We start from the raw sequence: 23,629 nt of genomic DNA on the forward strand, positions 1-23,629 counted from the left end.
ATTGCGCGATCTCATCCTTGCCCTGCGGCGGGATAGAGATGACAAGCCACGAAATGATCGCCGCCCGTCTGCTGAAGCACGGGGCGCTCGGTGCGGCACCGGTCGGTCGCGGCCGGGCAGCGGGTATTGAATACGCAGCCTGCCGGCACGTTCGCCGGGCTCGGCACTTCGCCTTGCAGCAGAATTCGTTCCTTCGCGGCGCCCGGCTCCGGTGACGGAGCAGCGGACAAAAGCGCTTGGGTATACGGATGCTGCGGATCGCGGTACAGCGAATGCTTGTCCGCGATCTCGACGATGCGGCCGAGGTACATGACGGCAACCCGGTCGCAGAAATGCTTCACGACGCTAAGATCGTGCGCGATGAAGACGTAGGTGAGCTTGAAGCTCTCCTGCAGGTCCTGCATCAGATTGAGGATCTGCGATTGAATCGAGACGTCGAGCGCCGATACCGGCTCGTCCGCGACGATCAGCTTCGGCTTCAGCATAAGCGCCTTGGCGATCGCGATCCGCTGACGCTGGCCGCCGGAGAATTGATGCGGGTAGCGGTCCAGCTGCGAGACGTTGAGGCCGACCGTGACGATCAGCTCCTCGACCAGCTTCCTGCGCTCCTTGGCATCGCCGATGCCGTGGACGATCAGCGGCTCCTCCAAAATTTTGCGAACCTTGTGGCGCGGATTAAGCGAAGCGAACGGGTCCTGGAAAATGATCTGCATCTCTCTGCGCTTGCGGCGCATCTCTTCCTTGGAGAGCTTCGTCACGTCCTCGCCTTGGAACAGCACTTGTCCCGAGGTCGGCTCGATCAGCCGCAGAAGCGACCGGCCCGTCGTCGATTTGCCGCAGCCGCTCTCGCCCACGATGCCGAAGGATTCTCCTTCCTTTACCGCGAACGATACGCCGTCGACCGCCTTGACATGTCCAACCTCCCGCTGCATCAGTCCTTTGCGAATCGGATAGTAAGTGGACAATTCGTTTACTTCCAGCAAGTTCTGTGTCATGTGTTCGTCCCCTCTCTACCCGTTCAGCCAGCAGCGAGACCGGTGTCCCGCTCCCTCGCCCGACTGCACCAGCTCCGGAAGCTCGGCGGCGCAGCGGTCCATGGCGAATTCGCAGCGCGGCGCGAACCGGCAGCCCTGCTTGATCGTCCCCGGAAGCGGCACGCTCCCCTTGATGGAGTACAAGCGGTGAACGTCGTCCTCCATGCGCGGGATGGAGCGAATGAGCCCCTTGGTGTAAGGATGCTGCGGGTTGCGGAACACTTCCTCCACCGTACCTTCCTCGACCACCTTGCCCGCGTACATAACGACGACCCGCTGGCACATCTCCGCGACGACGCCCAGATCATGGGTGATCATCAGGATCGCCGTGCCGGTCTCCTCGTTCAGCTTCTTCATCAAATCGAGAATTTGCGCTTGGATCGTCACGTCGAGCGCCGTTGTCGGCTCGTCCGCGATAAGCAGCTCCGGCTCGCAGCAGAGCGCGATGGCGATCATGACCCGCTGCCGCATGCCGCCCGACAGACGGTGCGGATATTCGTTCACAATCTGCTCGGCCCTCGGAATGCCGACTTTCTTCAGCATCGCCACGGCGTGCGCCTTCGCGTCCTTCTTGCTGATCTTGCGGTGGATGCGCAGCGTCTCGGCGATCTGATCGCCGATCGTGAGAAGCGGATTGAGCGAAGTCATCGGCTCCTGGAAAATCATCGAAATCTCTTCGCCGCGGATCCGGCGCATCCGGCTCTCGCCGGCCTTGGCGATATCCTCGTCCTTGAACCGGATCGAGCCGCCCGCGATGCTGCCGACCGGCTTGGGCAGCAGCTGCATAATCGAGAGCGAGGTGACGCTCTTGCCGCAGCCGGATTCCCCGACGATGCCGACGATCTCGCCTTTGCGAATCGTCAGATCGACGCCGTCGACGGCGGGAATGACGCCCCGGTCCGTCTTAAAATGAGTCTGCAGGTTGGCAATTTCGAGTAACGTCTGACCCATTTTCTACCCCCTATTACGTGTCAACTCTATGTAAACTATGAAGACACCTGCAAAAAACTAAATTATGTAATATATCATGACTCAATTCGGTATTAATTTCTATTTTTTGCGTAGTAACAGTATATTAATAGACTAAAAGTTATGTCAATTCATTTTTTTGCATGAATTATGTGATATTAAATAACATTTTTCACGTTATACAAGGATGCTAATATTTATTCACATATTCTCGTTTGGAATTTAATTACATTTAGAAAAATAGGGGTTGATCAACGATATTACTTCGACATTTCGTATTTTTATGATTATGCATTGCATAATAACGCTTACAAATTCGAATTTCACCCCTGTTGCAGCCATACGCTCAGTATTTATTACAATTCCGCCCTCACTCGCCCCCGCAACCTCGGGCATGTCAAATGAAAGCGTTTGACGTTGAGGCGTCAGCACGGTGCCCGGATAAAGATGAAGGCTATTCTAACACCGAATCTCCTAATATTAGGGTTTCTCAGGATCTTGCTGTAAGCCAAGTCTCGGCGTTATGGCGGCCTTGCCCTCCGGAGAATTGGGAATTTTCCAAGCCTAAATTTAGCAATCTGTACCAAAATCGCGACGACAAAAAAGCACCCTTCATTTCGAAAAATGAAAGGTGCTTTGTCGCAGGCGCATGGCCTCTTTATTGCTGGCTGACTTTCTCTTTGTACATCGCGTTCGTGTCCTCCACGTGCTTCTTGAAGTTGGCGTCGTTCTTGAACGACTCGACGAACTTGTCCCAATCCTCCAAGCTGCTTTGACCGATGATGACGTTCACGATCATGTCGAAGCGCTTCTTGTTCCAGTCTGCGCCTCTTTCCTTGAAGCCGTCTGTCGCCGGCAGTCCGTACGTCGGATCCGGAACCGCGTTCGGCTTAATGGAATCCACGAGCTGGTGATTGTATTCCCGCACATCAGCCGGCATGCCCGCCGCTTCGGCGCGGCCGTACTCGTTGAAGTAGCCGGAGAGCATTTGGTTCGTTTGACCATAGCCGGCTGCTTTGCCCGCGTCCGTCTGCGTAATGAAGCCCGCTTCGTCGACCGTGTAGTCTTTATCCTTGATGCCGTACGAGATCAGGTCGTAGCCTTCTTTGGTCGCCGTGTAGTCGTAGAACTCGAGAATTTTCTTTAGCTTCTCTTCGCTGACTTTCTTGCTGATGAACAGCTGGCCGTAGAAGCCCGGCGCTTCGTTGTAGTACGTTTTGCCGTCGGCCGCGGCCGGGAACGGATACGCCTTGATGACGGCGTTCGGATTCGTTTTGTTCAGCTCGAACTGGAAGTTCCAGCCGTCGTTGACGTTGCCGAACCACATGCCCGCTTTGTTCTGCAGGATATTCTCCTTGACCTGCACGCTCTTCAGCACCGGCATATCCGGGATGATGTTGCCTTTCTTGAACTCTTCGCTGAAGAACGCCAGATTGTCCTTGAACTGCGGCGTCCACCAGTCCGGAATGAGATTGCCGCTGCCGTCGTCCTTCCAGTTCGTGCCCGTGCCGAACATATAGTACGGCAGATTCGGGTTCGGCGAGCCCATGAATACGGCGCCGTACGTGTCTTTCTTGCCGTTGCCGTCCGGATCGTTCTGCGTGAACGCCGTCAGCACCTTGTCGAGTTCTTCCATCGTCGTCGGCGCCTTCAAGCCGAGCTTATCGAGCCAGTCCTGGCGGAACATGAGCGCGGATTGGCCGTTCAGCGGACGGACGCGCGGCAGCGACATGATTTTGCCTTTGTATTTCACGTTGCTCCAGATGTTCTCCGGATACGCAGCGAGGTTCGGATAATCTTTAATGAAGTCCGTCAAATCCCAGAAGGCGCCCTGGTCGATCGCGTTGGCGTACGTCGGCGTCAAGTTGAGGTCCTCGACGAACATGACGTCCGTCAGGTTGTTGCCCGCAAGCAGCGCCGTCAGCTTCTCGGTAATGTTGTTGGCCGGGATATAGTTGACCTTCAGGTTGATGTTCAGCTTCTCGTTGATTTGCTTGATCGCTTCCAGATCGTTCGGCGGCGATTCCGCGAACGTGATCGTCGTGATCGTAATATCCGTCGGCTCGGCTTTTGTCTCTTCTTTGCCGGCATTGGCGCTGGCGTTCGATTCGCCGTTTGCTCCCGCGTTCGACGCCGCGCTATTGCCGCCGTTATTGTTAGTGCCGCCGCAAGCCGCGAGCGATGTCAGCATAGCGGCGCAGACGACGCAGACCGCAAGACGAGTGTGAAGCTTTTTCATGGAATGACCTCCCTGGTATTCGTACATGATTTTGACCCTATGCTCCCAATTGCGCTCGTGTTGCTCCACAATGTACCGGATACCACCACCTCTCAAGTATAGGGCAGGCGGACTAGCCTTTAACAGAGCCCACCATCATCCCTTGCGTGAAATATTTCTGCAGGAACGGATAAACGACGACGATCGGAATCGACGAGATGACGACCGCGGCCATCTTGATGACCTGCGGCGGCATGACCTGCTCGCTGCCGAGCATCTGCGCCACCGACGGATCGGCGACCTGCGTCGAGGACTGAACGAGCATCAGCTGCAGAATGACCTGCATCGGACGGAGCGAGTCGGAGTTAATGTAGAGCACCCCGGCGAAATACGTGTTCCAATACGCCACCGCGAAGAACAAGCCGAACGCCGCCATCGCCGACGCCGAGACCGGTATCATGATGCGGAAGTAGACGCCGATATCCGAGCAGCCGTCGATTTTCGCCGCTTCCTCCAGCTCGTCGGGCACTTCGAGATAGAAGTTGCGCATCAGGAACACGTACCACGCGCTGGTCAGCGACGGCAGGATAAGCGCCCAGATCGAATCCATCAGGCCGAGCTTGTCGATGAGCAGATAGTTCGGGATCATCCCCGGATTGAACAGCATCGTGATCAGAATGGCGAACAGGATGAACTTTCTGCCTTTCAGCCGCCTTCTGGAGAGGACGTAGGCGAGCGAGCTCGTGACCACTAGCGAGAGCAGCGTGCCGCCGACGGCGAGAATGCCGCTGATGCCCATGGAGCGCAGGAATGTTTGGGTCGACAAAATGTATTCGTACGACGCGAGACTCCACGTCTCCGGTATGAGCACGAACGACTTGCTGCTGTATTCGACCGGATCGGTGAACGAGACGAGAATGACGTACAGGAACGGCAGGAAGGTCGCCAGACCGACCAGCGTCAGGATGAGATAGGTAAGGAACGTGACGCTCTTCGCGCCTTCGTGTATGCGGTTCAGTAGAGACCCTCCTCTCCGAATTTCTTCGCCAGCCGGTTCGTCATGATGACGAGGATCAGGCCGACCACCGATTTGAAAATGCCCGCGACCGTCGCGTAGCCGAAACGGCCTTGCTGGATACCGACCCGGTACACATAGGTGTCGAAGACGTCCGCGACGTGGGCGACCGGTCCGCTCATCATCAGGTAAATTTGCTCGAAGCCGACGTCCATTACTTGTCCGAGCCTCAGAATGAGCAGGACGATGATCGTGCTTTTGATGCCCGGAATCGTAATGTAGCGCATCTGGTTCCAGCGGTTGGCGCCGTCGATACGGGCCGCTTCATACAGGTCTTGATTGATGCCCGAGAGCGCCGCGAGGAAAATGATCGTACCCCAGCCGGCTTCCTTCCAAATGCTCTGCGCCGTCAGCATGCCCCAGAAGTAATTCGGCTCGATCAGGAACGCGACCGGCTTGCCGCCGAACTGCTCGATCAGCTTGTTGACGATGCCGTCCGCCTGGCCGAAGAGCAGGAAGCAAATCCCCGCGATGACGACCCACGACAGGAAGTGCGGCAGGTAGACGATCGTCTGCACGATCCGCTTGAACACCATGAGCCGAACCTCGTTCAGCAGCAGCGCCAATATAATCGGAATCGGGAAGAAGAAGACGATGTTCAGCAGGCTGATCGCCATCGTGTTGCGAAACAGGATCATGAAGTCCGGGTTGCTGAAGAATTCCGTGAAATACTTGAAGCCGACCCATTCGCTGTCCCAGAAGCCGAGGAACGGCGAGTAATTCTGAAACGCCAGGCTAAGGCCCCACATCGGAAAATACTTGAAGACGAGGAAGAACAGCAGGCCGGGCACGGCGAGCAGGTACAGAAACTTATCCCGCTTGAACGCCTTCTTCCACTCTTGCAGCGCCCCTTGCTTGTGTCCGGGTTTCGCATGCGGCAGATAGGAGGCCCCTTCCTGCACACGTTCGATTGGTAACGACAACTGAGCATCCCTCCGTAACGATCGAGCTGGATTCGCTCGCTCCTTGTGATGTCTGCATCGTATCGTGCCGCCAAGAAACGCGGCAATGACCATTATTTGAACGGGTTCGGCCGTAAGGGTCGAGTTGGCTGACATCCCGCAGCAGCTAGGCTTTGCGGGTGCCAGGTCGCAAGATTTGCCGCTTCGACCGGGTCCAAACCGAGAAATGGGTATCCCATTTTGGGGCGTTTTCGCCCCTCGGACCCCCTTTTGCGTAAAAGATGACACCGCATGTCGTGCAGGCGATAGGCGATTGAATGCCTTTTGGCAAAAAAAGAGTGTCCCTCCTCCCACCTCCTCCGCCGAGGAGGCTCCAAGCTTATGCTTCCGAAGTGCGGTTTCCATCGGAAACCGCTTAGGCGCTGCCCTCTGGACTCCCGGTTTCGTGCTGCGTGTTGGGTTAGTGGTTGGCGTATTGCTTCGTGCGGAGCACGCTTTTGTCCTTGGGACAAAGCTTACGTTGGTGGATCCTCCTCCCACCTCCTTGGCGGAGGAGGGCTGCTGATTTTGCCAGTCGCATTTTTTGCTATGCCAATGGTCGTATGTTAAAAAATGCGCATCCTTAGGCGCATCGCTAGGGGAGGGCGTGCGGCCGGTGCTAATGATCACAAATCTAAAACAAAAAAAGAGCCCGCTGGCGGACTCTTTTGGCTCCAAGCTATGGATGGATGAACCTACGAGGCTGTCTCTCGGTACTGGCCTGGCGTGACGCCGACTTGTTTCTTGAAGACGCGGATGAAGTTCTTCGGCTGGTAGCCGACCTTCTCGGAGATGACGTTGACGGGCAGATCGGTTTCCGTCAGGTAACGCTTCGCTTGGTCGACTCGAATGCCGGTCAAATATTCGATGAAGGAAATGCCCATCTTCTTCTTGAACAGTTTGCTCAAATAATGCGAGCTGATCTCGCACATTTGCGCGCATTGGTCCAGCGACACGTCCGTGGCGAAATGCTCGTCCAAATAGCGGACCACCTGCTCGACGACGTGCTCGTACGCCTGGCTTTGGCTGCCTTGCACCGATGACGCGATCGGCGTCAACAGGCGCGCGTCGATCCAATCGTGCAGTTCTTGGGCCGTCGTATGGCGAATCATCTCTTCGTACGGATTCGACTCCTTGGCGAACAGCTGGTCCGACCGGATGCCAAGCAGATACGCCATGCGCAGCAAGGTCGTCAGCAGCTGCTGATACGTCATTCGGATGAGCTCCGGCCGGTTGACGTTCGGGGCAAGCGCGCGGGAGAACTCGTCCAACATGCGCCGCGCCTCCGCCAAATCACCCAGCTGCAGGGAGTTCTCGATCTGCGCTTCGATCTCGACCGGGTAGCGGTACTGAATCGTCGGATACGACCGGTCGGAGCTGCTAATTAGCTTGCCGCTGCCGACGAGGAAGCGGGATCGAACCGCGAGCACCGCCTCCTGGTACAGCTGAGGCAGGGCGGCGACGGATTCCGCGATCTCGCTGAGTCCGATCGTGATCGGCACCTTGAGGTAGTTGGCGAACCGCTCGCGCATCAGCTCGGCGGCCGCTTCCGTTCCTTCGCGCCATCCGCTCTCCTCGCCCTCGTCGTTCATGAGCCAGATCGCCACCTGATCGTCCAGCAGCTGAATGACGATGCCGTCCAGCCCCGTCTCCTCCGCGGCGATCGTGTCCATCGCCATGTTCTTGATCGTGAATACGATCAGGTCCTTGTCCTTCTCCGTGAACCGCTTCTCCCCGTCTCGCGACGGATCGTATGCCACCAGCAGCACGCGGTGCCGGCGGTACGCCGGAATATTGTAGCGCTGGAATACTTGCGCCAGCTGCGGCTCGGAATAGTGGGAGAAATGCCCCTGCAGCAGTTGAAGCGCAAAGCTCTCGCGAATGATGGGAATTTGCCGGTTGACCAGATCCTCCAGATGAACCGCCTGCTCGCTGAGTTCCTTCCACCTTCGGCTAACGTAGCCCATCTCATCTTGAATGCCTTCGCCGTCCTTCCCGCCGCGCACGAGCGTCAGGAGACTGGCCACCGGCTGGTACGCCTTTCGCGTCCCGAGCGAGGAGATGGCAATGCCGAGCAGCAGGAAGAAGACGACGATCGCCAGCGTAATATAAGCGATGCCGTTCGCCTGCTTGTTCAGCTGGTGAACCGGGATCATATCGGTGTACGTCCAGCCGTTGAAGGCCGACTTGATCGGCGTGACCTGATAGTCGACGCCGTCCCACTCGTAGATGAAGCTTTGCTTGGATTCCGCCTGCGCATGAATCTTCTTATATAAAGGCTCGGGCGGCTGATCGGACCCGACATGGGCAATAATGGTTCCGTCCGCGCCAAAAATAAAGATGCGCTCCCCCTCGTACGTACGGAACTTCTCGATCATCGTGCGGAACTGCGCGTCGTCGATGCGGATGAAAATGAGGCCGACGGCCGCCCCCGTCTGCAGCGGCGCGCGCAGCACGAGCGTCACCTCCGGGGGCTTGGGCGATGACAAGAACGGATAGGATTCGGTCGTCCACTTAAAGCGGACTTCCCCGCTTAATTCCTCATATAATTGCTGGATCTGATCGGTCGCTTCCACCCGCACGCCGCCGAACGTCGGCGACTGGATGTAGCTGTCCGCCCATGTGTACATGGCAATGTCGCGAATTTCCTGGTTGGCGATTTGGAACGCGGACAGATTCTGAAAGATGCCGGAATAGAAGGAGGCGTAATTCACGTCGCGCAGCTCCTGCAGGTCGGAAGAAAAGAAGGAACCCAGCATAAGCTGCATCGCGTTATTCTGCACCCGGTCGAGCGTTTGGTCGATCGTCGCGGAGGCATTGCTGAGTAAACGGATGTTCGATTCGCTCACTTCGCGTTTGATCGTGGAGGAGGAATACAGGTAACTGAAGATGCCCACGAATATGATCGGTAGGACCGAGGCTATTATCGAAATGGTGATCATCCGCCGCATGAGGAGATCGCGTTTGGGACGAAATATACGGATCGGCGGCAGGAAGCGCGCGAACTTCGACATGGGGACACCCTCTCTAGATGTACATCTAAGCTATCTCCTCTATTATAACGTACATGTCCTCCTCCTTCATACCCTTGGACGGGATCAAAATATGATCGTGATAGGCGGCCTGCTTCCGGTTCCGAACCTGTTCAAAAGCCGCCGGCGTGGAACTTTTACCCACGGAAGCGACAAAGGATATTTTTGATTTTTGTCGAATATAGTCGAATACAATAAATTCGTTTTAGGATGTGCGAGCATGAATCTTTTGCCCAAACTTCAGTCGCGAGGCATTCGGCTGGCCACGGTATTGACGCTGTTGGTCGCGACTGCCGTTATGTCCGCGCTGCTTATCCAACTGATCGCTTCGTACCATTCCGAGGAAGACTCCTTAATCGATACGACCTTGACGCTCAACTATTCGAACGCCCATAAAATCGCCGGCACGATCGACTCATTATTCACGTCGATGCGCAGCAGTCTCAAAGCGTCAGCCGATTATGTCGTCGGAACGGACGCTTTCGAAGCCGGTGATATCCAAACCGAGCTGGAGCTGATTCGAGTGACCAGCCGGTATTTTAATTCGCTGACCTGGGTGGATGAGACTGGCTATGTGCTCAATATCGCTCCGGCCAGCGTCGGCCTCAAGGGCAAGATGGTTAATTCGGGGCTCACGAACGTCGCGCTCCAACTCAGACGCCCCTATTTGTCCAAGCCTTACATTGCCCCGAGCGGCCGCTTAATCGTCATGCTGACGGAACCCTTGTATAATCGCGCCGGCGAGTATCGCGGCATTTTGATCGGTTCCATCTACTTGCAGGAAAGCAACATACTCTATGAAATTCTCGGCAACAGCAGCGTGGACGAAACCGGTTCCTACTTCTATGTTACCGGACCGGAAGGACAAATTCTGTATCATCCCGACCATGCCCGCATCGGCGACAATACCGGCGCGAATCCGGTTGTCCGCAAGCTTCGGGAAGGGCTGAACGGCAAGCAGCAGGTGACCAATACCAAGGGTGTGCCGATGCTGGCCGCCTACGTAGCCGTCCACCAGAATCGGTGGGGAGTCGTCCAGCAGACGCCGATCGACGCGGTGCAGGACAAGCTTAACGCCAATCTACGCCAACAGGTGCTCTACATGCTTGCGCCATTCCTAATTCTGCTTCTAGTTGTCGTCTTTGTCGCGCGCAAGCTGGCGCATCCGTTCGTCTCGCTTGCCGACACGGTCAAACAGATGTCCGAGGGCACGTATGCCCCGATCGCGCATACGAAGCCGCACTGGAACCGGGAGGCGGAGCTGTTGACGAAGACGGTCATCTTCGCCATGGAGGAGATGCGCAAGAACAACACGCAGCTCATTCGCGAGGCTTCCACCGATCCGCTTACCGGTCTGCTGAACCGCCGGACGATGACCGATATGATGGAGGGCTGGCTCGAAGCGCGCTTGCGCTTCTCGGTCGTCATCTTGGACATTGATTATTTCAAGTCCGTCAACGACGCATTCGGACATTCCACGGGCGACGAGGTGCTGAAATCCCTCGCGCGCGTACTCGGGCAATCCGTGCGCCGCAGCGATGTATGCTGCCGGTATGGCGGCGAGGAATTCGTCCTCCTCTTCCCGGGACTGCACCCGGGCGAAGCCTTCGCCCAGGCCGAGCGAATTCGCAGGAAGGTGGAACGGATGGCAACGCCGATCGGCCGGAACGTGACGATCTCCATGGGCGTCGCATCCTATCCAGTCCATGCCGAGACCATGGAAGCGCTGATCGACGCGGCGGATCGGGCTATGTATCTGGCCAAACAAAACGGCCGCAACAAGACGATCGTGGCGTCTTCGGCGGAAAAGGCGGAATCGGAAGATGAGCCGAAGTCCGGCGAATAATTCAAAAGACTTGCCCGCGCGGGTATGCCGCAGGGCAAGTCTTTTGGGCGTCCGCCGATCCTCGCGTTACGAGGTGACGGCTTCGAGCTTTCCATTATACGGAATATTCTTCCTTTTTACCATCAAGGAACACATGCACCGTGTCCATCTTTAAGCGGGATCGCCGTCCCCATAAAAACGCGAAGTAGACGCCTCGTACGATCTCGTCCAGCATCATGGCCAGCACGATGCCCTTCAGCCCCCAGCCGAGCGCAGCCCCAAGCACATAAGAACCGCCCGTCGAGACGAACCACATGCCGATGACGGACATCATCGCCACCGGCCGCGCGCCCCCGACGATATTCAAAGCGCCCGACAGACAGAAGGGAAGGACACGGAGCGCCTGCCATGCGATGCAAAGCGCCAGCAGCGGTTGCGATGCCTCCATGATCGCTTCATCCTCCGTGAATAGGCGCATGACGGGTTCGCCCGCCAGCCATAGCGCCGTCGAAGCCGCGAGAATCAGAACCGTGCCGGATCGGATCGCCCTGTAAGGGCCCCTTCGCACGCGTTCATGCAAGCCGGCGCCGTGCCAATGTCCGATCTGAATCGCCAACGCGCCGCCGACCGCCGACGCGATCATCCACGGGAACTGCTCGACCGTCTGCAAGTAGGTATACGCCGCGAGCGGAACCGGGCCAAGCGACGAGATGACGGCCATCAGCACCAGCTGGGAGAAGCCCCACGACATCGCCGTTATAGAGACCGGCAGGCCGATGGCTAAGATTTCCCGCACGAGATCACTATCAGCGCCGCGGAAATCCGCCCGCCCCAAGCGGGGCCGGAACACTCGCCACAGGACGAAGAGCGCGGCCGCCAGCGCCACAAGCCGGCTGACGACGGTAGAGAGCGCCGAGCCTTCGACACCCATCGCCGGGAAATTGCCTGCTCCGAAGATGAAGACGTAATTCAACAATAGATGCAGCCCGTTCATGGCGACCGTGATGAGCATCGGACTCTTGGTGTTGCCCGTGTTGCGGATCAAGGCGTTCACGACGAGATGCAGCGTGATGACGATCAGCGCCGTGCCTACGATGCTCAAGTAGTCGTTTGCATAATCATGCACTTCGCTCGGCACGCCCATCAGACGCAGCACCCAATCGGAGCCGAAGGCGAAGAACAACCCGCCCGCGAGCCCGAACGCGATGTTCACCTGGATCGCGATTGCCACCGTTTTGCGGGCTTTATCCCATTGCCGAGCGCCCCACATCCGGGCCAAAATCGCGCCCGCCCCCGCGTTGACGACCGTGAACAGCATCATTGCCGCCTGCAGTACTTGGTTCGAGACGCCGACCGCAGACACCGCGTTATCGCCGATCCGGCTGACCATGAGCGTATCGACGGTGCCCATTAGAAACTGTAGCATCAGCTCGATGCCGATCGGCCAGGACAAGCGCCACAGGCCAAGTTGGTTGTTTTCATCCGCCGAATCGCCAAGGGAACGAGATGAGCGCGCCGGCGTCTCGGACGCCGCTAAGGGAAGGGACGCATGCCGGGCATCTCCATCTCGATCCTGCTCCCGTTCATTTTGCCGTCCCTGTTGTTTGGATAATTCGCGGTCCATTTTGGTTCATCAGCTCTTTTCGTATCGAGGTGAGGCTTGTGGGTACCGGACGTTCAAAAAAGACAAGCCGGAGCGCTTCGCTCCGGCTTATCGTACCTGCTATGTTCGCTTAAGCTTGGCGTGTCAGCAGGCGAATGCCGTTGACCGGCAGCTTCACCGCCGTACCGGCCGGCTCGCCGCTCTCCATGTCGCGGTAGCCGCGCGCATCGAGCTCAACCTGCTGCTCCGAGCCGCTGAAGTTCATCAGGAAGACGAAGTCGGTCTCGCCGTCCGTGCGTACCTGTGCCGTCACGCCGGCCGGCAGCTCCGCGTCGATCGCGCGCGCCACGCCCGCTTCTTCTACGATCCGCTTGTAGAACGCGCCCAGGAAGTCGTCCTTCAGCCGCGTCGCCATATGGTAGGCGCGGCCTTGACCGAACCGGTTCAACGTAAGGGCCGGACGTCCCGCGTAGAAGCTGCTCGTATACGTGCCGAGCACCTCCGCGCCTTCTGTGTGGATCAGCTCGCAGATTTCGCCCGCTTCGAACTCGCCTTGCAGGCCGAGGGCATTGCCTTCCGCCAGCGCGACGCCGTTGCGGTCATGGTCGTACAGGCCTTCGATCTCCTCCGCCCAAATGCCGAGCGTCTTGCGCAGCGGACCCGGGAACCCGCCGAGGTGGCACAGGTCATGCTCGTCGACGACGCCCGACCAGTACGTGGCCACGAGCGTGCCGCCCTGCTCCACGAATTGCTCCAGCTTGCGACCCGTCTCCTCGCGGCACAGGTACAGCATCGGCGCCACGATGAGCTTGTAGCCCGCGAAATCCTGTTCCGAGCCGATGATATCGGTCGGCACGCCCTGCTCCCACAGTGCGCGGTGATGGGCGTAGACGGTCTCCTCGTATTTGATGCCCATATTGCGCGGACCTTGCGAGTCCTTGATCGCCCAACGGTTGTCCCAGTCGAAGAGAATGGCGGTCTGAGACGGCGTTACCGTGCCGACGACGGCCGAAATGTCCTTCATCGTCTGGCCGAGCTTCGCGACGTCTTGGAACACGCGCGTATGCTCGTGACCGACATGGTCGACGACCGCGCCGTGGAATTTCTCGCTCGAGCCCCGGCTTTTGCGCCATTGGAAGTATTGAACGGAATCCGAACCGTGCGCGATCGCCTGCAGCGACGACAGCTGGTGCATGCCCGGCTGCTTCAGCTTGCTGACCGGCTGCCAGTTCGTCAAGCTCGGCGTGCTCTCCATGAGCAGGAATGGCTTGTGCTTCAGCGAGCGGTACAAGTCATGGTAGAACGCGACCGATGCGCCCAACTGACTGTCGTCCACTTGCTCGTGCCACGTTGGGTAAGCATCCCAGGAAATCACGTCGAGCACCTCTGCGAATTTGCGGTAGTCGAGCCCTTCGATCATGTGCATATTCGTCGTCGCCGGCAGCGACGGATTTGCGCTGCGCACCGATTCAATCTCGTGGCGGCAGAAGTCCACCGTCTGGTCTGTCACGAAGCGGCGCCAGTCGAGGTTGTGGCCGTGCACCATGTTCTCGCCGTGCGGAGCCGGCGATTCCACTTGGCTCCAATCGGTGTACGTGTGCGCCCAGAACGTCGTCCACCATGCGCTGTTGAGCGCATCGAGCGAGCCGTATTTCTTCTGCAGCCATTGGCGGAACGCTTCTTGGCAGTAGTCGCAATGGCAATCGCCGCCGAATTCGTTCGAAATATGCCAGCCGAGCACGGCCGGATGGTTGCCATAGCGCTCCGCGAGCTTGCCGTTGATGATCGCCGTCTTCTCGCGATAGACCGGCGACGTGTTGCAGTGGTTATGCCGCATGCCGTGCAGATTGCGAACGCGATTCGCTTCCGTGCGGAGCACCTCCGGATACTTGGCGCTCATCCATGCCGGACGCGCGCCGCTCGGCGTCGCCAGCCAAGCGTAGATGCCGTTCGCCGCGAACGAATCGAGCACCTTGTCCATCCATTCGAAGTTGAAGTTGCCTTCGGTCGGCTCGAATGCGGCCCAGGAGAAAATGCCGACGGCCATCACGTTGCAGCCAGCCAGCTTCATGAGCCGGATGTCTTCCTCCAGCACCTTCGGATCGTGCAGCCATTGGTCGGGATTATAGTCGGCGCCGTGCATGAGCACGGTCAGTTTATCGCTTATCGGGGCAAATTTGGTCGTCATCTTCGATCGCTCCTCGCATTATCGTCATATCCGCTTATCTACTTTTGATTATAAAATGAAATCGTTTTATACTCATAGAACAGATGCTTCAAAAAATCGTACGATCTTAACATGGAAGGTGGACTGACTTCCTGATGATGCCATTCCTGCTGGCGGAATTCGCCAATCTCGAGCAACTCCTTCCGCTCTACGTCACGTGCGTCGGCAGCCATGCCCAGAAGCATCTCGACCGGCCGGACGGGTATACGGGCCACCAAATTCTGCTCTCCCGCAGCGGCAAAGGCGTCTTCCGGATCGAGGGACGCGGGGAGCTGAAGATGACGCCGGGCACGATGCTCCTTCTGCCCGCCGGGGTGCCGCACGAATACTATCCCGACCGTTCGGACGAGATCTGGGACCTGGGATTCGTCGCGTTCGACGGCTCCGCGGCCGCGCTGCTGCTGAATCAGATGAACCATCTGACGACGACCGTGCTTCCGGCGCCGAACTTCGATGATCTGTGGAGCCAGCTGGAATCGCTGTGGCATTTGATCAGTTTGAACGGCGAGCAGGCATACTGGGAATCGTCCAAACGGATGTACAGCCTGCTGCTCTCCGCCTTGGAGGGACAGACCGCCGCGAAGCGACCGGCCACGAACGTCTATCCCGCCGGGCAATCGAACGCCGCGCTCCAGACGGCCGTCAAGCTGATCCACGACCATTACAACGAGCGTCTGCTGCTCGCCAACGTCGCCCGCGCCGCCGGCTATTCGGTGCAGCACTTCCACCGGCTGTTCGTCGAGAGCTTCGGCATCACGCCGCAGCAGTATATTCTTCAGCTGCGCATGCGAAGGTCGGTCCAGCTGTTCGAGGAGCAGCCCGGCATCTCCGTCGAGAAGGTTGCCGAGCTTATTGGCATGGAGACGAGCTACTTTATACGGATGTTTAAACGGACTTATGGGACGACGCCTAAACAGTATAGTAAGTGAAAGGGGCTTCGCCCCTTTGGAATCCCCCGTTTGTTGGCCTCCCCCCACCCCCTCCGCCGAGGGGGCTCCAAGGGCTCCCGCCCTCTGGACACCCGCTTTTCCAGCATCGCGTTCGGGCGCGGTTGGCGGTTGGTTTCCGTGCTGGGCACGCTTTTGTCCTGACGGACAAGGCTTACGTTGCGAGTTCCCTCCCCCCACCCCCTCCGCCGAGGGGGCTCCAAGGGCTCCCGCCCTCTGGACACCCGCTTTTCCAGCATCGCGTTCGGGCGCGGTTGGCGGTTGGTTTCCGTGCTGGGCACGCTTTTGTCCTGACGGACAAGGCTTACGTTGCATGTTGCCTCCCCCCACCCCCTCCGCCGAGGAGGCTCCAAGGGCTACCGCCCTCTGGACACCCGCTTTTCCAGCATCGCGTTCGGGCGCGGTTGGCGGTTGGTTTCGTGCTGGGCACGCTTTTGTCCTGACGGACAAGGCTTACACTTGTTGGGCTGATCCTTCATGGCGAATATTATGCAGGCTGCGTTGGTGACTATCGCTTACGTTCGCTTTCGCGGACAGCTTTACATAAAACAAAGCGCGAACCCATTGTCGGGTCCGCGCTTTTGTTTACAACTTTATTCCCCATACAACACGCCCATCAGCTGATGGATCACCACGGCTGCTTCGGCTCTCGTTGCGGTTGCTTTCGGGGCGAATTTGCCGCCGTTTGTGCCTTGCATGAGTCCTTGCGCTTGGACGGCCTTGACCGCTTCGCGGGCGAAGGAGGAGATGGCGGCTTCGTCGGTGAAGCTTGCTGCCGTTCCTGCGGCCGGCTCGGCGCCGGATGCCTGGATGGCGCGGTGAAGTAGCACCGCCATCTCCTCTCTTGTGATCGCGTCGTTCACGCCGAACGTGCCGTTCGCTTTGCCTTTGACAATGCCGAGCGCTTCGGCGGCAGCGATGGATGCGGCGTACCATTGTCCGTCTTTTACATCCGCGAATGTGCTCGCTTGGCCTTCGGCGGAGCCGCCGATTGCCTGTAGGAGCATGTGCAGGAATGCCGATCGTGTGACTTGGCCGCCCGGCTGGAACGCTTCCGCGCTTACGCCTTGGACGATGCCTTTCGCTGCCAGCGCGGCGATCGCCGGTTGCGCCCATGGGTGAGCCTCCGCGTCCTTGAAGGTCAGGTTCGCATAGGCCGCCGCATATCGGCTGAAATGCTTCGGCAAGAAGTACAGCGTCGACGTCGCTTTGTCATAACGGACTTGGCGAACCGCCTCGAGACCTCCTTGCTCGTTGACGTAGTACACGGTCAGCTGATCCGCGCGTTCGCCTGCCTTGAGCGTGTACGGGATCCCAACTTCGATTTTGTTGCCTTTCCATTCGAGCTTCTTGCCGTCCACGGCCAGGTGGAAGTCATAGACCGGACGGTCGCCGACCAGGCTGCGCGCTTCTGCTGTCAGGTTCTCCACGTTCACTTGCGCGACCGAAAGCTCTATCGGCTTGCCGGCCAAGCCTGCGGCTTTGTCCAGCAGCGACGGATCGAGGCTGACTCGAACACTGCCGATCGCGACCTCGACGGCTTTCACTTCTTTTTGCGTCAGATTCGCCATCCAGTCCGCAGGCAGCGAGACGTCCGCTCCCTTGGCGCCGGCGGGCAGCTCGATCGCGATGGCGATGCGCTTGTCATCGCCTGCCGCCGTTTGCGGCAGCTTGCTCGAGCTTAACTCGACGCTCACCTTGCCTTCCGCGTCCGGCTGGCCGGCCGCAGCTACCTTCACCTGCGAGCCATCGACCGTTACGGAAGGCCCGCTTGGCGTGCCGACCACGACGGTGCCGCCGGATTGCTGCTGACCGGCGACAAGTCCGGCGAGGGCCGTCTTCAGCTGCTGAGCCGCGTTGTCCACTTCGTCCTGCAGGACCTCATGGTTCGCCGCAATTTGCTTCGCCGCTTGCAGCGCGGCCGCAAGCTTCGTCCAGCTGTCGCTTGTATATCCGCTCTGCTGAAGCGCATCCGCCTTGGCGATTTCCGCTTCAAGGACAGTCTTGTTCGTCAGGAACAAGCCGGTTGCGCTGAGATCCATGAAGCCGACCCAGTCGCCGCCATTCGTAACGGTAACTTTGATGTATCTGGCGATCGTATTCGCCGGCAGGACGACCGAGGATTGGTCGATGACATCATTCGTCGTGTCCGCCGCCACGGTGTACGTCTCGCCGTCCTGCGAGACTTCGATTTTGAACTTCTTCATACCGGACCACAGGTTCATCGACACTTTCTTCACGAGCGCCGGCTTGCCCAGATCGACGCTCCACCAGCTGCCTACGCCTTGGTCCGTGCCCCAAGACGTATTCGGATTCGCGTCGATCGCGCCTTCCGGCGAATTGTTCTGTCCGCCGCCGCTGCCCGCGCTCGACGATGCGGTTGCAATCACGCCTTCGGCTTCCGTCAGGTCGACGAGCGGGCGGAGCGCCGTCTTAGCCGCTTCCAAAGCGCTCAGCGCCGTATCCACTTCAGCCTGCGTGGCATCTGCATTCGCTTGTACCGCGATCGCGGACGTCAGCGCCGTTTGGAGCGACTGCCAAGTCGAGCCCACATAATCAGAGCCGCTCAGCTTGCGAACATTGGCGATCAGCACGAGCAGCGCGCTCTTGTCGACATTGGACAATTGATCGATGGCCGCATTCAGACTCGCCGCCGCCTCGTTCGTCTCGGTCTGCGTCGCCTTCGCGCTCGCGAAGACTTGTTTCGCCGTCTCGAGCGCCGATGTGAGGACGCTCCACGTCTGCGCCGTCCAATCGGACGCTTCCAACGCTTCCGCTTCTTGGATCGCTGCGGCCAGCGTCGTCTTTACCGCCGGAATCACGTCAAGCGCGCCGATCGCGGACGTCAACGCCGCCGCAGCCGAATCGACTTCCTGCTGCGTCGCTGCGGACGCGCCGTACGCCTTGGCATTGACGGCATCTGCGGCCGCGATCGCCGGCGCCAGCGATGGCCAGCTAGCTGTCGTAAAGTCCTCCGCCTTGAGCGCCTTCGCCTTCGCCAGCACCCGTGCGAGCTCCATCCGGTTCGCCGGAGACTGCGCCATGCCGACCTTGTACACGTCGAGCGAGCTTAGCGCATAGCCCTTGTACGCATAGCCGCCGTTCTCCGGATACGAATCATAGTCGAACATCGACTGATTCTCCCACGCATCGCCTTCGGAGGCGATCCAGCCGACGTTGGCCGGAATCCAGGCAGGCTCCCAGTAGAAGAATCCGGCGCCCTTGTCTGCTGGCACGGAAGCTAGCAGCTCCATGATTTTCTTGATTGCGTCGTATTGTCCCTGCACGGTGGCCGGCCAGATCGCCCCTCCGACCAGATTAGCATCGGAACCAATTATATTGCCGTGCGCGTCGCCGTCTTTATACGAGAACGGATACGACGTTTCGGCGATAATGACATCTTTGTTGTAACGTTTCGAAATGTCGTCCATGTTGCTCTTGACTGCTTCCAGCGTGCCATGCCAGAACGGATAATACGACAGTCCGATAAGGTCATAATCGACCTTGCCCGTCACGCCTGCCGTCATCCCGCTAATGCCGTCGAAGAAATTGCGGAACGTGCCGTTTTGGCCGCCCTCGGCCAAGTGAATCATGATTTGGATCTTCTTGCCGTCAATCTGTGAATCGCGGACCGCCTTCGCGCCGCTGTTCAGCAGCTGTACCTGCTCGTTGAAATTAACCGAGCCGCCGAGTCCGGTCAAGACGCCGGAGTTGATCTCGTTGCCGATCTGAACCATGTCCGGCAGCGCGTTTGCTTTCTCCAATTCCGTCAACGTTTCGAATGTGTAATCATAGACCGCTTGCTTCAGCTGATCAAAATTATAATCCTTCCATGCCGCAGGACGAACCTGCTGGCCCGGATGCGCCCAATCGTCGGAGTAATGGAAATCGACGAGCAGCTTCATGCCTTTCGCCTTCACGCGTGCGGCCATCCGAACGACATCTTCCATATCGTTGTAGCCGCCCGACTTCGTCGGTGCGTTCCACTGCCGCAGACGGACGTAGTTGACGCCGCGGTCCTTCAGAATGTCCAGCAGATCCCGCTCCGTCCCGTTCTCGTCAATATACCGGCCGCCGTTGTCTTCGATGGCGGTCAACGTCGAGATATCGACGCCGCGCACAAAATCGTCCCGGTACCAGGAGACTGTAACGGAGGCAGAAGGTTGAACCGACGCACCCGCGACCGTGCCAGCGACCATAAAGCTGCCTGCCGCCGCATATTGGCTTGCACTCACGCTGCCCCATGCGACGTTCACTTCCCCGCTCGTTCCGTTCGCGTAACGAGCGGTTACTTTGGCAGGAAGCACGGGCGCGATGCCGACTTTGGTCGTCAACGCAACCGGATCGTAGCCGGTAATCGCGCTCGGCGCATGGTCATTTTGGAGCTCCCGGATTTTCAACTCCTTAATGCCCGGCCACCAGCCGCTGCCGGCATAGAACGAGATATTCACCTTCACATAACGGACGCCGAGCTGTTGGAACGAGTCCGTCGCAACCGTCGATGCCGCCGTATTGTTGGATTGATCGACCGCCGTCGTCCAATCCGTGCCGTTCGCAGACACTTCGATTTTGTATTTGACGTTCTGCCCGTCATCCTTCCAGGTGATCTCCGAGCCTGCGAGCGAGTAAGATTGGCCCAGATCTACCGTGAGCCAGTGCGTACTTCCTGCCTGAATCGCGCTTGGCGCGGCCCATTTCGTATCCGACTTGCCATCGACCGCATAGTCCTTTAAATTCCAATTCGCCGCATCTTCCCCGCTCACGGTAACCGTCTTGCCCTGTGCCAAATTAACGTCCGCCGCTTGTGCAGGCTGCGCGGTCCATACCATGCTTCCCCATGCAAGGAGTAACGACATGATCAGTGCGAAATGCTTTCTACCTCGACGCATTCGAGCCTCTCCTTCATATCACGTATTGTCGCCGTTGACTCAACCCCATATGTAAGCGCTATCGCAAAAGCTAAAAATAAAGGCCTTTTGCCTAAGCGATTGGGTTTTGCATATGCAACCTTAGTTGAGTCCAACGGCATGCCGTTCGTTTCCTTTCTCTCTTCCCGGATTCCAATATGTGCCATCTGCTTTGCTTTTGAAAAAAGCTGTCCCGAACTTTCGTTGCGGGACAGCCGTATTCACTTCAATTGCCGATTACTTTTGCGCCGCGAGGAACGCGTCGATTTGCGCTTGCAGCTCGGTTTGCACCTTGTCGATGCCTGCCGCTTTGAGCTGCGCGATCAGGTCGGCTTGGCCTTTGTCCAAGTCTTTGATCAGGCCGTACTCGAGCGGAATCGCGTAGCGGAGCATGACGTTGCCGATGTTCGCCACTTCGTTCTTCACTTTGGAGTCGTCGAACACGAACGTCTCGAGCGGGAAGTGATACACTTTGCTCGTCCACGTGTTGAACATGTCGTCCGCCACTTTCGGATACGCCGCGTCTTGACGGTTCAGCTCCGAATTCCAACCCCATGCGGAGAAGCCCGATGGCGAGTAGTTCGCCGCGCTAGGACCCGCGTTATACTTGTCTTCGCCTACCGGCTCGTAGTGCGTGCCGGCAATGCCGTACATCGAGAGATCGTGAATTTGCTTGTCGTTCTGAAGCAGGTCGATCAGCATCAGGGAACGCTCGACGTTCTTGCTCGTCGCGTGGATCGCCAGGCCGTTCTGCGTGGAGATCGCGCTGATTTTCTTCTTCTCTGGCGTCAGGTCCGCGATGGCCAGCTCGATGCCGACGTTCTCGCGCGTCGCTTCCATGATGTTCGCTGCGACTGTGCCGATGTTTTGCGCATAGGAAGCCGCTTTGCCTGCTTTAATGTCTTGCCATACGTCGTTCTTGTTGCTGACGACGTTGCGGGACCAGCCGTTGTTGTCGGCCAGATCTTTGTAGTACGCAAGCAGCTGCTTGAACTCCGGCGTGTCGTACACGTTGAACACTTTGCCTGTAGCATCGTCCATTTTGTAAGCCAGCGGGAAGTTGTAGTCGACCAGGTTCCACTCGTTTTGCTGCTCGAGCAAGATTTGGTCGAGCTCATGCCATTTCCAGCCGTCGGCCGCTTTCGCTTGGAACGCGTTGATGCCTTTCTCGTTCGCCGCGATCGCCTTGACGTACGCTGCATAAGTCTCCGGGCTCGTGACCGGCTCCAGGTTGTATTTTTTGCGCAGATCTTCGCGGATCAGGACGACTTTGTCCGTGATTTCCACGTTGTTGTTCGGTACCATGAACAGCTTGCCGCCGACTTTTGCTTGCTCCCAAGCGACTTTCGGCATATTCGCCCAAGTTTGCGGGGCATACTTCGAAAGCAGGTCCTCGGTCAGCTCCAGGAAGCCGCCTTTGAGCGATTGGTCATTGTAGAACGCCCAGTTCGCCGTGTACACGATGTCGAAATCTTCATTCGCCGCGAATTTCAGCGGGTATTTCTGCGACCAGTCCGCCCAGTCGAGGAATTCGGCTTCGACCGTCGCGTTGATTTTCTCTTTCACGAGCTTGTTGAGCTCGCCGAAAACTTGGTCGTAATCCGCTGGCTTGCCGCCGACGAGCAGCATTTTGAGCGTCACTTCTTCGCTCGTATCCGAAGTGCCGGCATTCGCCGCACCTTCGGTCTCGCCGTTCGCAGCGCCGTTGTTCGCTGCTTGGTTATTCGTCCCTGCGGTATTGTTGTTGCCTCCGCAAGCGGTGAGCACAATGGACAACATCATGATGATCGTCAGCAGAAGAATCGCTGATCTTTTCTTGGTTTGCATGAACCGCTTCCCCCTAAAAATATAGATAAGTGTAGTATATGATAACCGGGCGGTGCCCAGGGTCATCCAAATCTTAGCCTTTGACCGAACCGATCGTCAGACCTTGCACGAAGTAGCGCTGAATGAACGGATACGCGAGCAGGATCGGACCAGTGGCCACGAGCGTCATCGCCATCTTGAGGCTCTCCGTCGGCAGGCTGACGTTCACGACCGCGCCGGATTGCATCATCGCTTTGCGCATGCCCTCCATGTTGCCGAGCATTTTGTACAAATAATACTGTAGCGGCATCAGGTTCTCGTTGGAGATGAACAAGAGCGCGTTGTACCAGTCGTTCCAGTAGCCCAGCGCGATGAACAAGCCGATCGTCGCCAGCGCCGGCTTGGCCAGCGGCAGGATGAGCTGCAGGAAGATGCGGAAGTCGCCGGCGCCGTCGATCTTGGCCGATTCCGTGATCGCTTCCGGAATGCTGCTCATGAACGATTTCATGACGATGATGTAGAAGACGTTCAGCAGCATCGGCAGAATCAGGACGAGCAGCGTGTCTTTCAGATGCAGGTACTTGATGATCATGAGGTACCATGGCACCAAGCCGCCGCTGAACAGCGTCGTGAAGAAGAAGAAGAACGAGAATTGGTTGCGCCATTTGAAATCTTTGCGCTGCAGGACGTAGGCCGTCATCGCCGTGAGGAACAAGCCGACCAAGGTGCCGATGGCCGTCACCGCGATCGTGACGCCGTAAGCGCGGAGCATTTGCTCCGGATACTTGAATAGAACGCTGTATGCTTCCGTCGAGAACGCCGATGGGATCAGCTGGAAGCCATTCTCGATGATCGACTGCTCCGCCGAGAAGGAGGAGGAGACGACCAGCAGGAACGGAACGAAGCAGAACACGGCGAGTACGGTAATGACGATATAGCCGATGATTTGGAGCAGCAGCACGTCTTTGCCGCGCCGGTTGGCGGCGGTCTTCGATGGACTGCTTGCTTGCGCTGCGGATGCGCTCATGTACAATTCCTCCTTCTG

General features: G+C 58.0%; 13 protein-coding genes. 2 read left to right on the plus strand and 11 right to left on the minus strand.

What is annotated here, in order from left to right; translation table 11 throughout:
* Positions 1-11 precede the first annotated feature (11 nt).
* The 6 genes from ACFSKT_RS09985 to ACFSKT_RS10010 all read right to left on the minus strand — a co-directional run bounded on the left by ACFSKT_RS09985 (position 12) and on the right by ACFSKT_RS10010 (position 9,251).
* The gene (locus ACFSKT_RS09985) at positions 12-995 is read right to left on the minus strand and encodes an ABC transporter ATP-binding protein (protein WP_377722586.1); all 984 of its coding nucleotides are present in this window, start codon (positions 993-995) and stop codon (positions 12-14) included.
* A 15-nt stretch (positions 996-1,010) separates the two neighbouring features.
* Positions 1,011-1,985 carry an ABC transporter ATP-binding protein gene (locus ACFSKT_RS09990; RefSeq protein ID WP_377722587.1) on the minus strand — a complete coding sequence of 325 codons (975 nt, stop codon included), beginning with the start codon at positions 1,983-1,985 and terminating at the stop codon, positions 1,011-1,013.
* Positions 1,986-2,661: 676 nt separating this feature from the next.
* On the minus strand, positions 2,662-4,242 hold the full coding sequence (locus tag ACFSKT_RS09995; protein ID WP_377722588.1) for an extracellular solute-binding protein: 1,581 nt from the start codon (positions 4,240-4,242) through the stop codon (positions 2,662-2,664).
* A 112-nt stretch (positions 4,243-4,354) separates the two neighbouring features.
* Complete coding sequence (locus ACFSKT_RS10000) at positions 4,355-5,092, minus strand: carbohydrate ABC transporter permease (RefSeq protein ID WP_377722589.1); 738 nt, start codon at positions 5,090-5,092, stop codon at positions 4,355-4,357.
* Positions 5,093-5,235: 143 nt separating this feature from the next.
* A complete protein-coding gene (locus ACFSKT_RS10005; protein ID WP_377722590.1) occupies positions 5,236-6,219 on the minus strand; it encodes an ABC transporter permease in 984 nt (327 codons plus the stop codon).
* A 713-nt stretch (positions 6,220-6,932) separates the two neighbouring features.
* Positions 6,933-9,251 (minus strand): AraC family transcriptional regulator, encoded by a 2,319-nt coding sequence (locus ACFSKT_RS10010; RefSeq protein ID WP_377722591.1) that lies wholly within the window; start codon positions 9,249-9,251, stop codon positions 6,933-6,935.
* Positions 9,252-9,489: 238 nt separating this feature from the next.
* Between ACFSKT_RS10010 and ACFSKT_RS10015 the strand changes: the two genes are divergently transcribed.
* Positions 9,490-11,115 (plus strand): sensor domain-containing diguanylate cyclase, encoded by a 1,626-nt coding sequence (locus ACFSKT_RS10015; RefSeq protein WP_377722592.1) that lies wholly within the window; start codon positions 9,490-9,492, stop codon positions 11,113-11,115.
* A 94-nt stretch (positions 11,116-11,209) separates the two neighbouring features.
* Here the strand turns inward: ACFSKT_RS10015 and ACFSKT_RS10020 are convergent, their stop codons facing one another.
* Positions 11,210-12,718, minus strand: a complete 1,509-nt coding sequence (locus ACFSKT_RS10020) for an MATE family efflux transporter (protein ID WP_377722593.1) — start codon at positions 12,716-12,718, stop codon at positions 11,210-11,212.
* 109 nt (positions 12,719-12,827) lie between these two features.
* Positions 12,828-14,885 (minus strand): beta-galactosidase, encoded by a 2,058-nt coding sequence (locus tag ACFSKT_RS10025; protein ID WP_377722594.1) that lies wholly within the window; start codon positions 14,883-14,885, stop codon positions 12,828-12,830.
* Positions 14,886-15,019: 134 nt separating this feature from the next.
* On the opposite strand from ACFSKT_RS10025, the gene ACFSKT_RS10030 reads away from it, so the two are divergent.
* Positions 15,020-15,853 carry an AraC family transcriptional regulator gene (locus ACFSKT_RS10030; RefSeq protein WP_377722595.1) on the plus strand — a complete coding sequence of 278 codons (834 nt, stop codon included), beginning with the start codon at positions 15,020-15,022 and terminating at the stop codon, positions 15,851-15,853.
* A gap of 611 nt (positions 15,854-16,464) precedes the next feature.
* Here ACFSKT_RS10030 and ACFSKT_RS10035 read toward each other — a convergent pair.
* The 3 genes from ACFSKT_RS10035 to ACFSKT_RS10045 all read right to left on the minus strand — a co-directional run bounded on the left by ACFSKT_RS10035 (position 16,465) and on the right by ACFSKT_RS10045 (position 23,611).
* Positions 16,465-20,760 (minus strand): glycosyl hydrolase 53 family protein, encoded by a 4,296-nt coding sequence (locus ACFSKT_RS10035; protein ID WP_377722596.1) that lies wholly within the window; start codon positions 20,758-20,760, stop codon positions 16,465-16,467.
* 255 nt (positions 20,761-21,015) lie between these two features.
* Positions 21,016-22,605, minus strand: a complete 1,590-nt coding sequence (locus ACFSKT_RS10040) for an ABC transporter substrate-binding protein (protein ID WP_377722597.1) — start codon at positions 22,603-22,605, stop codon at positions 21,016-21,018.
* A gap of 73 nt (positions 22,606-22,678) precedes the next feature.
* Positions 22,679-23,611 (minus strand): carbohydrate ABC transporter permease, encoded by a 933-nt coding sequence (locus tag ACFSKT_RS10045; RefSeq protein WP_377722598.1) that lies wholly within the window; start codon positions 23,609-23,611, stop codon positions 22,679-22,681.
* Positions 23,612-23,629: the final 18 nt, after the last annotated feature.

This window comes from Paenibacillus xanthanilyticus (genome assembly GCF_042682185.1).
In the GTDB taxonomy this organism is placed as follows: Bacteria; Bacillota; Bacilli; order Paenibacillales; family Paenibacillaceae; genus Paenibacillus_Z; species Paenibacillus_Z xanthanilyticus.

Bases quoted from the DNA above. Each gene is read 5' to 3' on its own strand.
- ACFSKT_RS09985 (WP_377722586.1), bottom strand. From the start codon at position 995: ATGACACAGAACTTGCTGGAAGTAAACGAATTGTCCACTTACTATCCG.
- ACFSKT_RS10025 (WP_377722594.1), bottom strand. From the start codon at position 14,885: ATGACGACCAAATTTGCCCCGATAAGCGATAAACTGACCGTGCTCATG.
- ACFSKT_RS09990 (WP_377722587.1), bottom strand. From the start codon at position 1,985: ATGGGTCAGACGTTACTCGAAATTGCCAACCTGCAGACTCATTTTAAG.
- ACFSKT_RS10045 (WP_377722598.1), bottom strand. From the start codon at position 23,611: ATGAGCGCATCCGCAGCGCAAGCAAGCAGTCCATCGAAGACCGCCGCC.
- ACFSKT_RS10010 (WP_377722591.1), bottom strand. From the start codon at position 9,251: ATGTCGAAGTTCGCGCGCTTCCTGCCGCCGATCCGTATATTTCGTCCC.
- ACFSKT_RS10030 (WP_377722595.1), top strand. From the start codon at position 15,020: ATGATGCCATTCCTGCTGGCGGAATTCGCCAATCTCGAGCAACTCCTT.
- ACFSKT_RS10015 (WP_377722592.1), top strand. From the start codon at position 9,490: ATGAATCTTTTGCCCAAACTTCAGTCGCGAGGCATTCGGCTGGCCACG.
- ACFSKT_RS10040 (WP_377722597.1), bottom strand. From the start codon at position 22,605: ATGCAAACCAAGAAAAGATCAGCGATTCTTCTGCTGACGATCATCATG.
- ACFSKT_RS09995 (WP_377722588.1), bottom strand. From the start codon at position 4,242: ATGAAAAAGCTTCACACTCGTCTTGCGGTCTGCGTCGTCTGCGCCGCT.
- ACFSKT_RS10035 (WP_377722596.1), bottom strand. From the start codon at position 20,760: ATGCGTCGAGGTAGAAAGCATTTCGCACTGATCATGTCGTTACTCCTT.
- ACFSKT_RS10020 (WP_377722593.1), bottom strand. From the start codon at position 12,718: ATGGACCGCGAATTATCCAAACAACAGGGACGGCAAAATGAACGGGAG.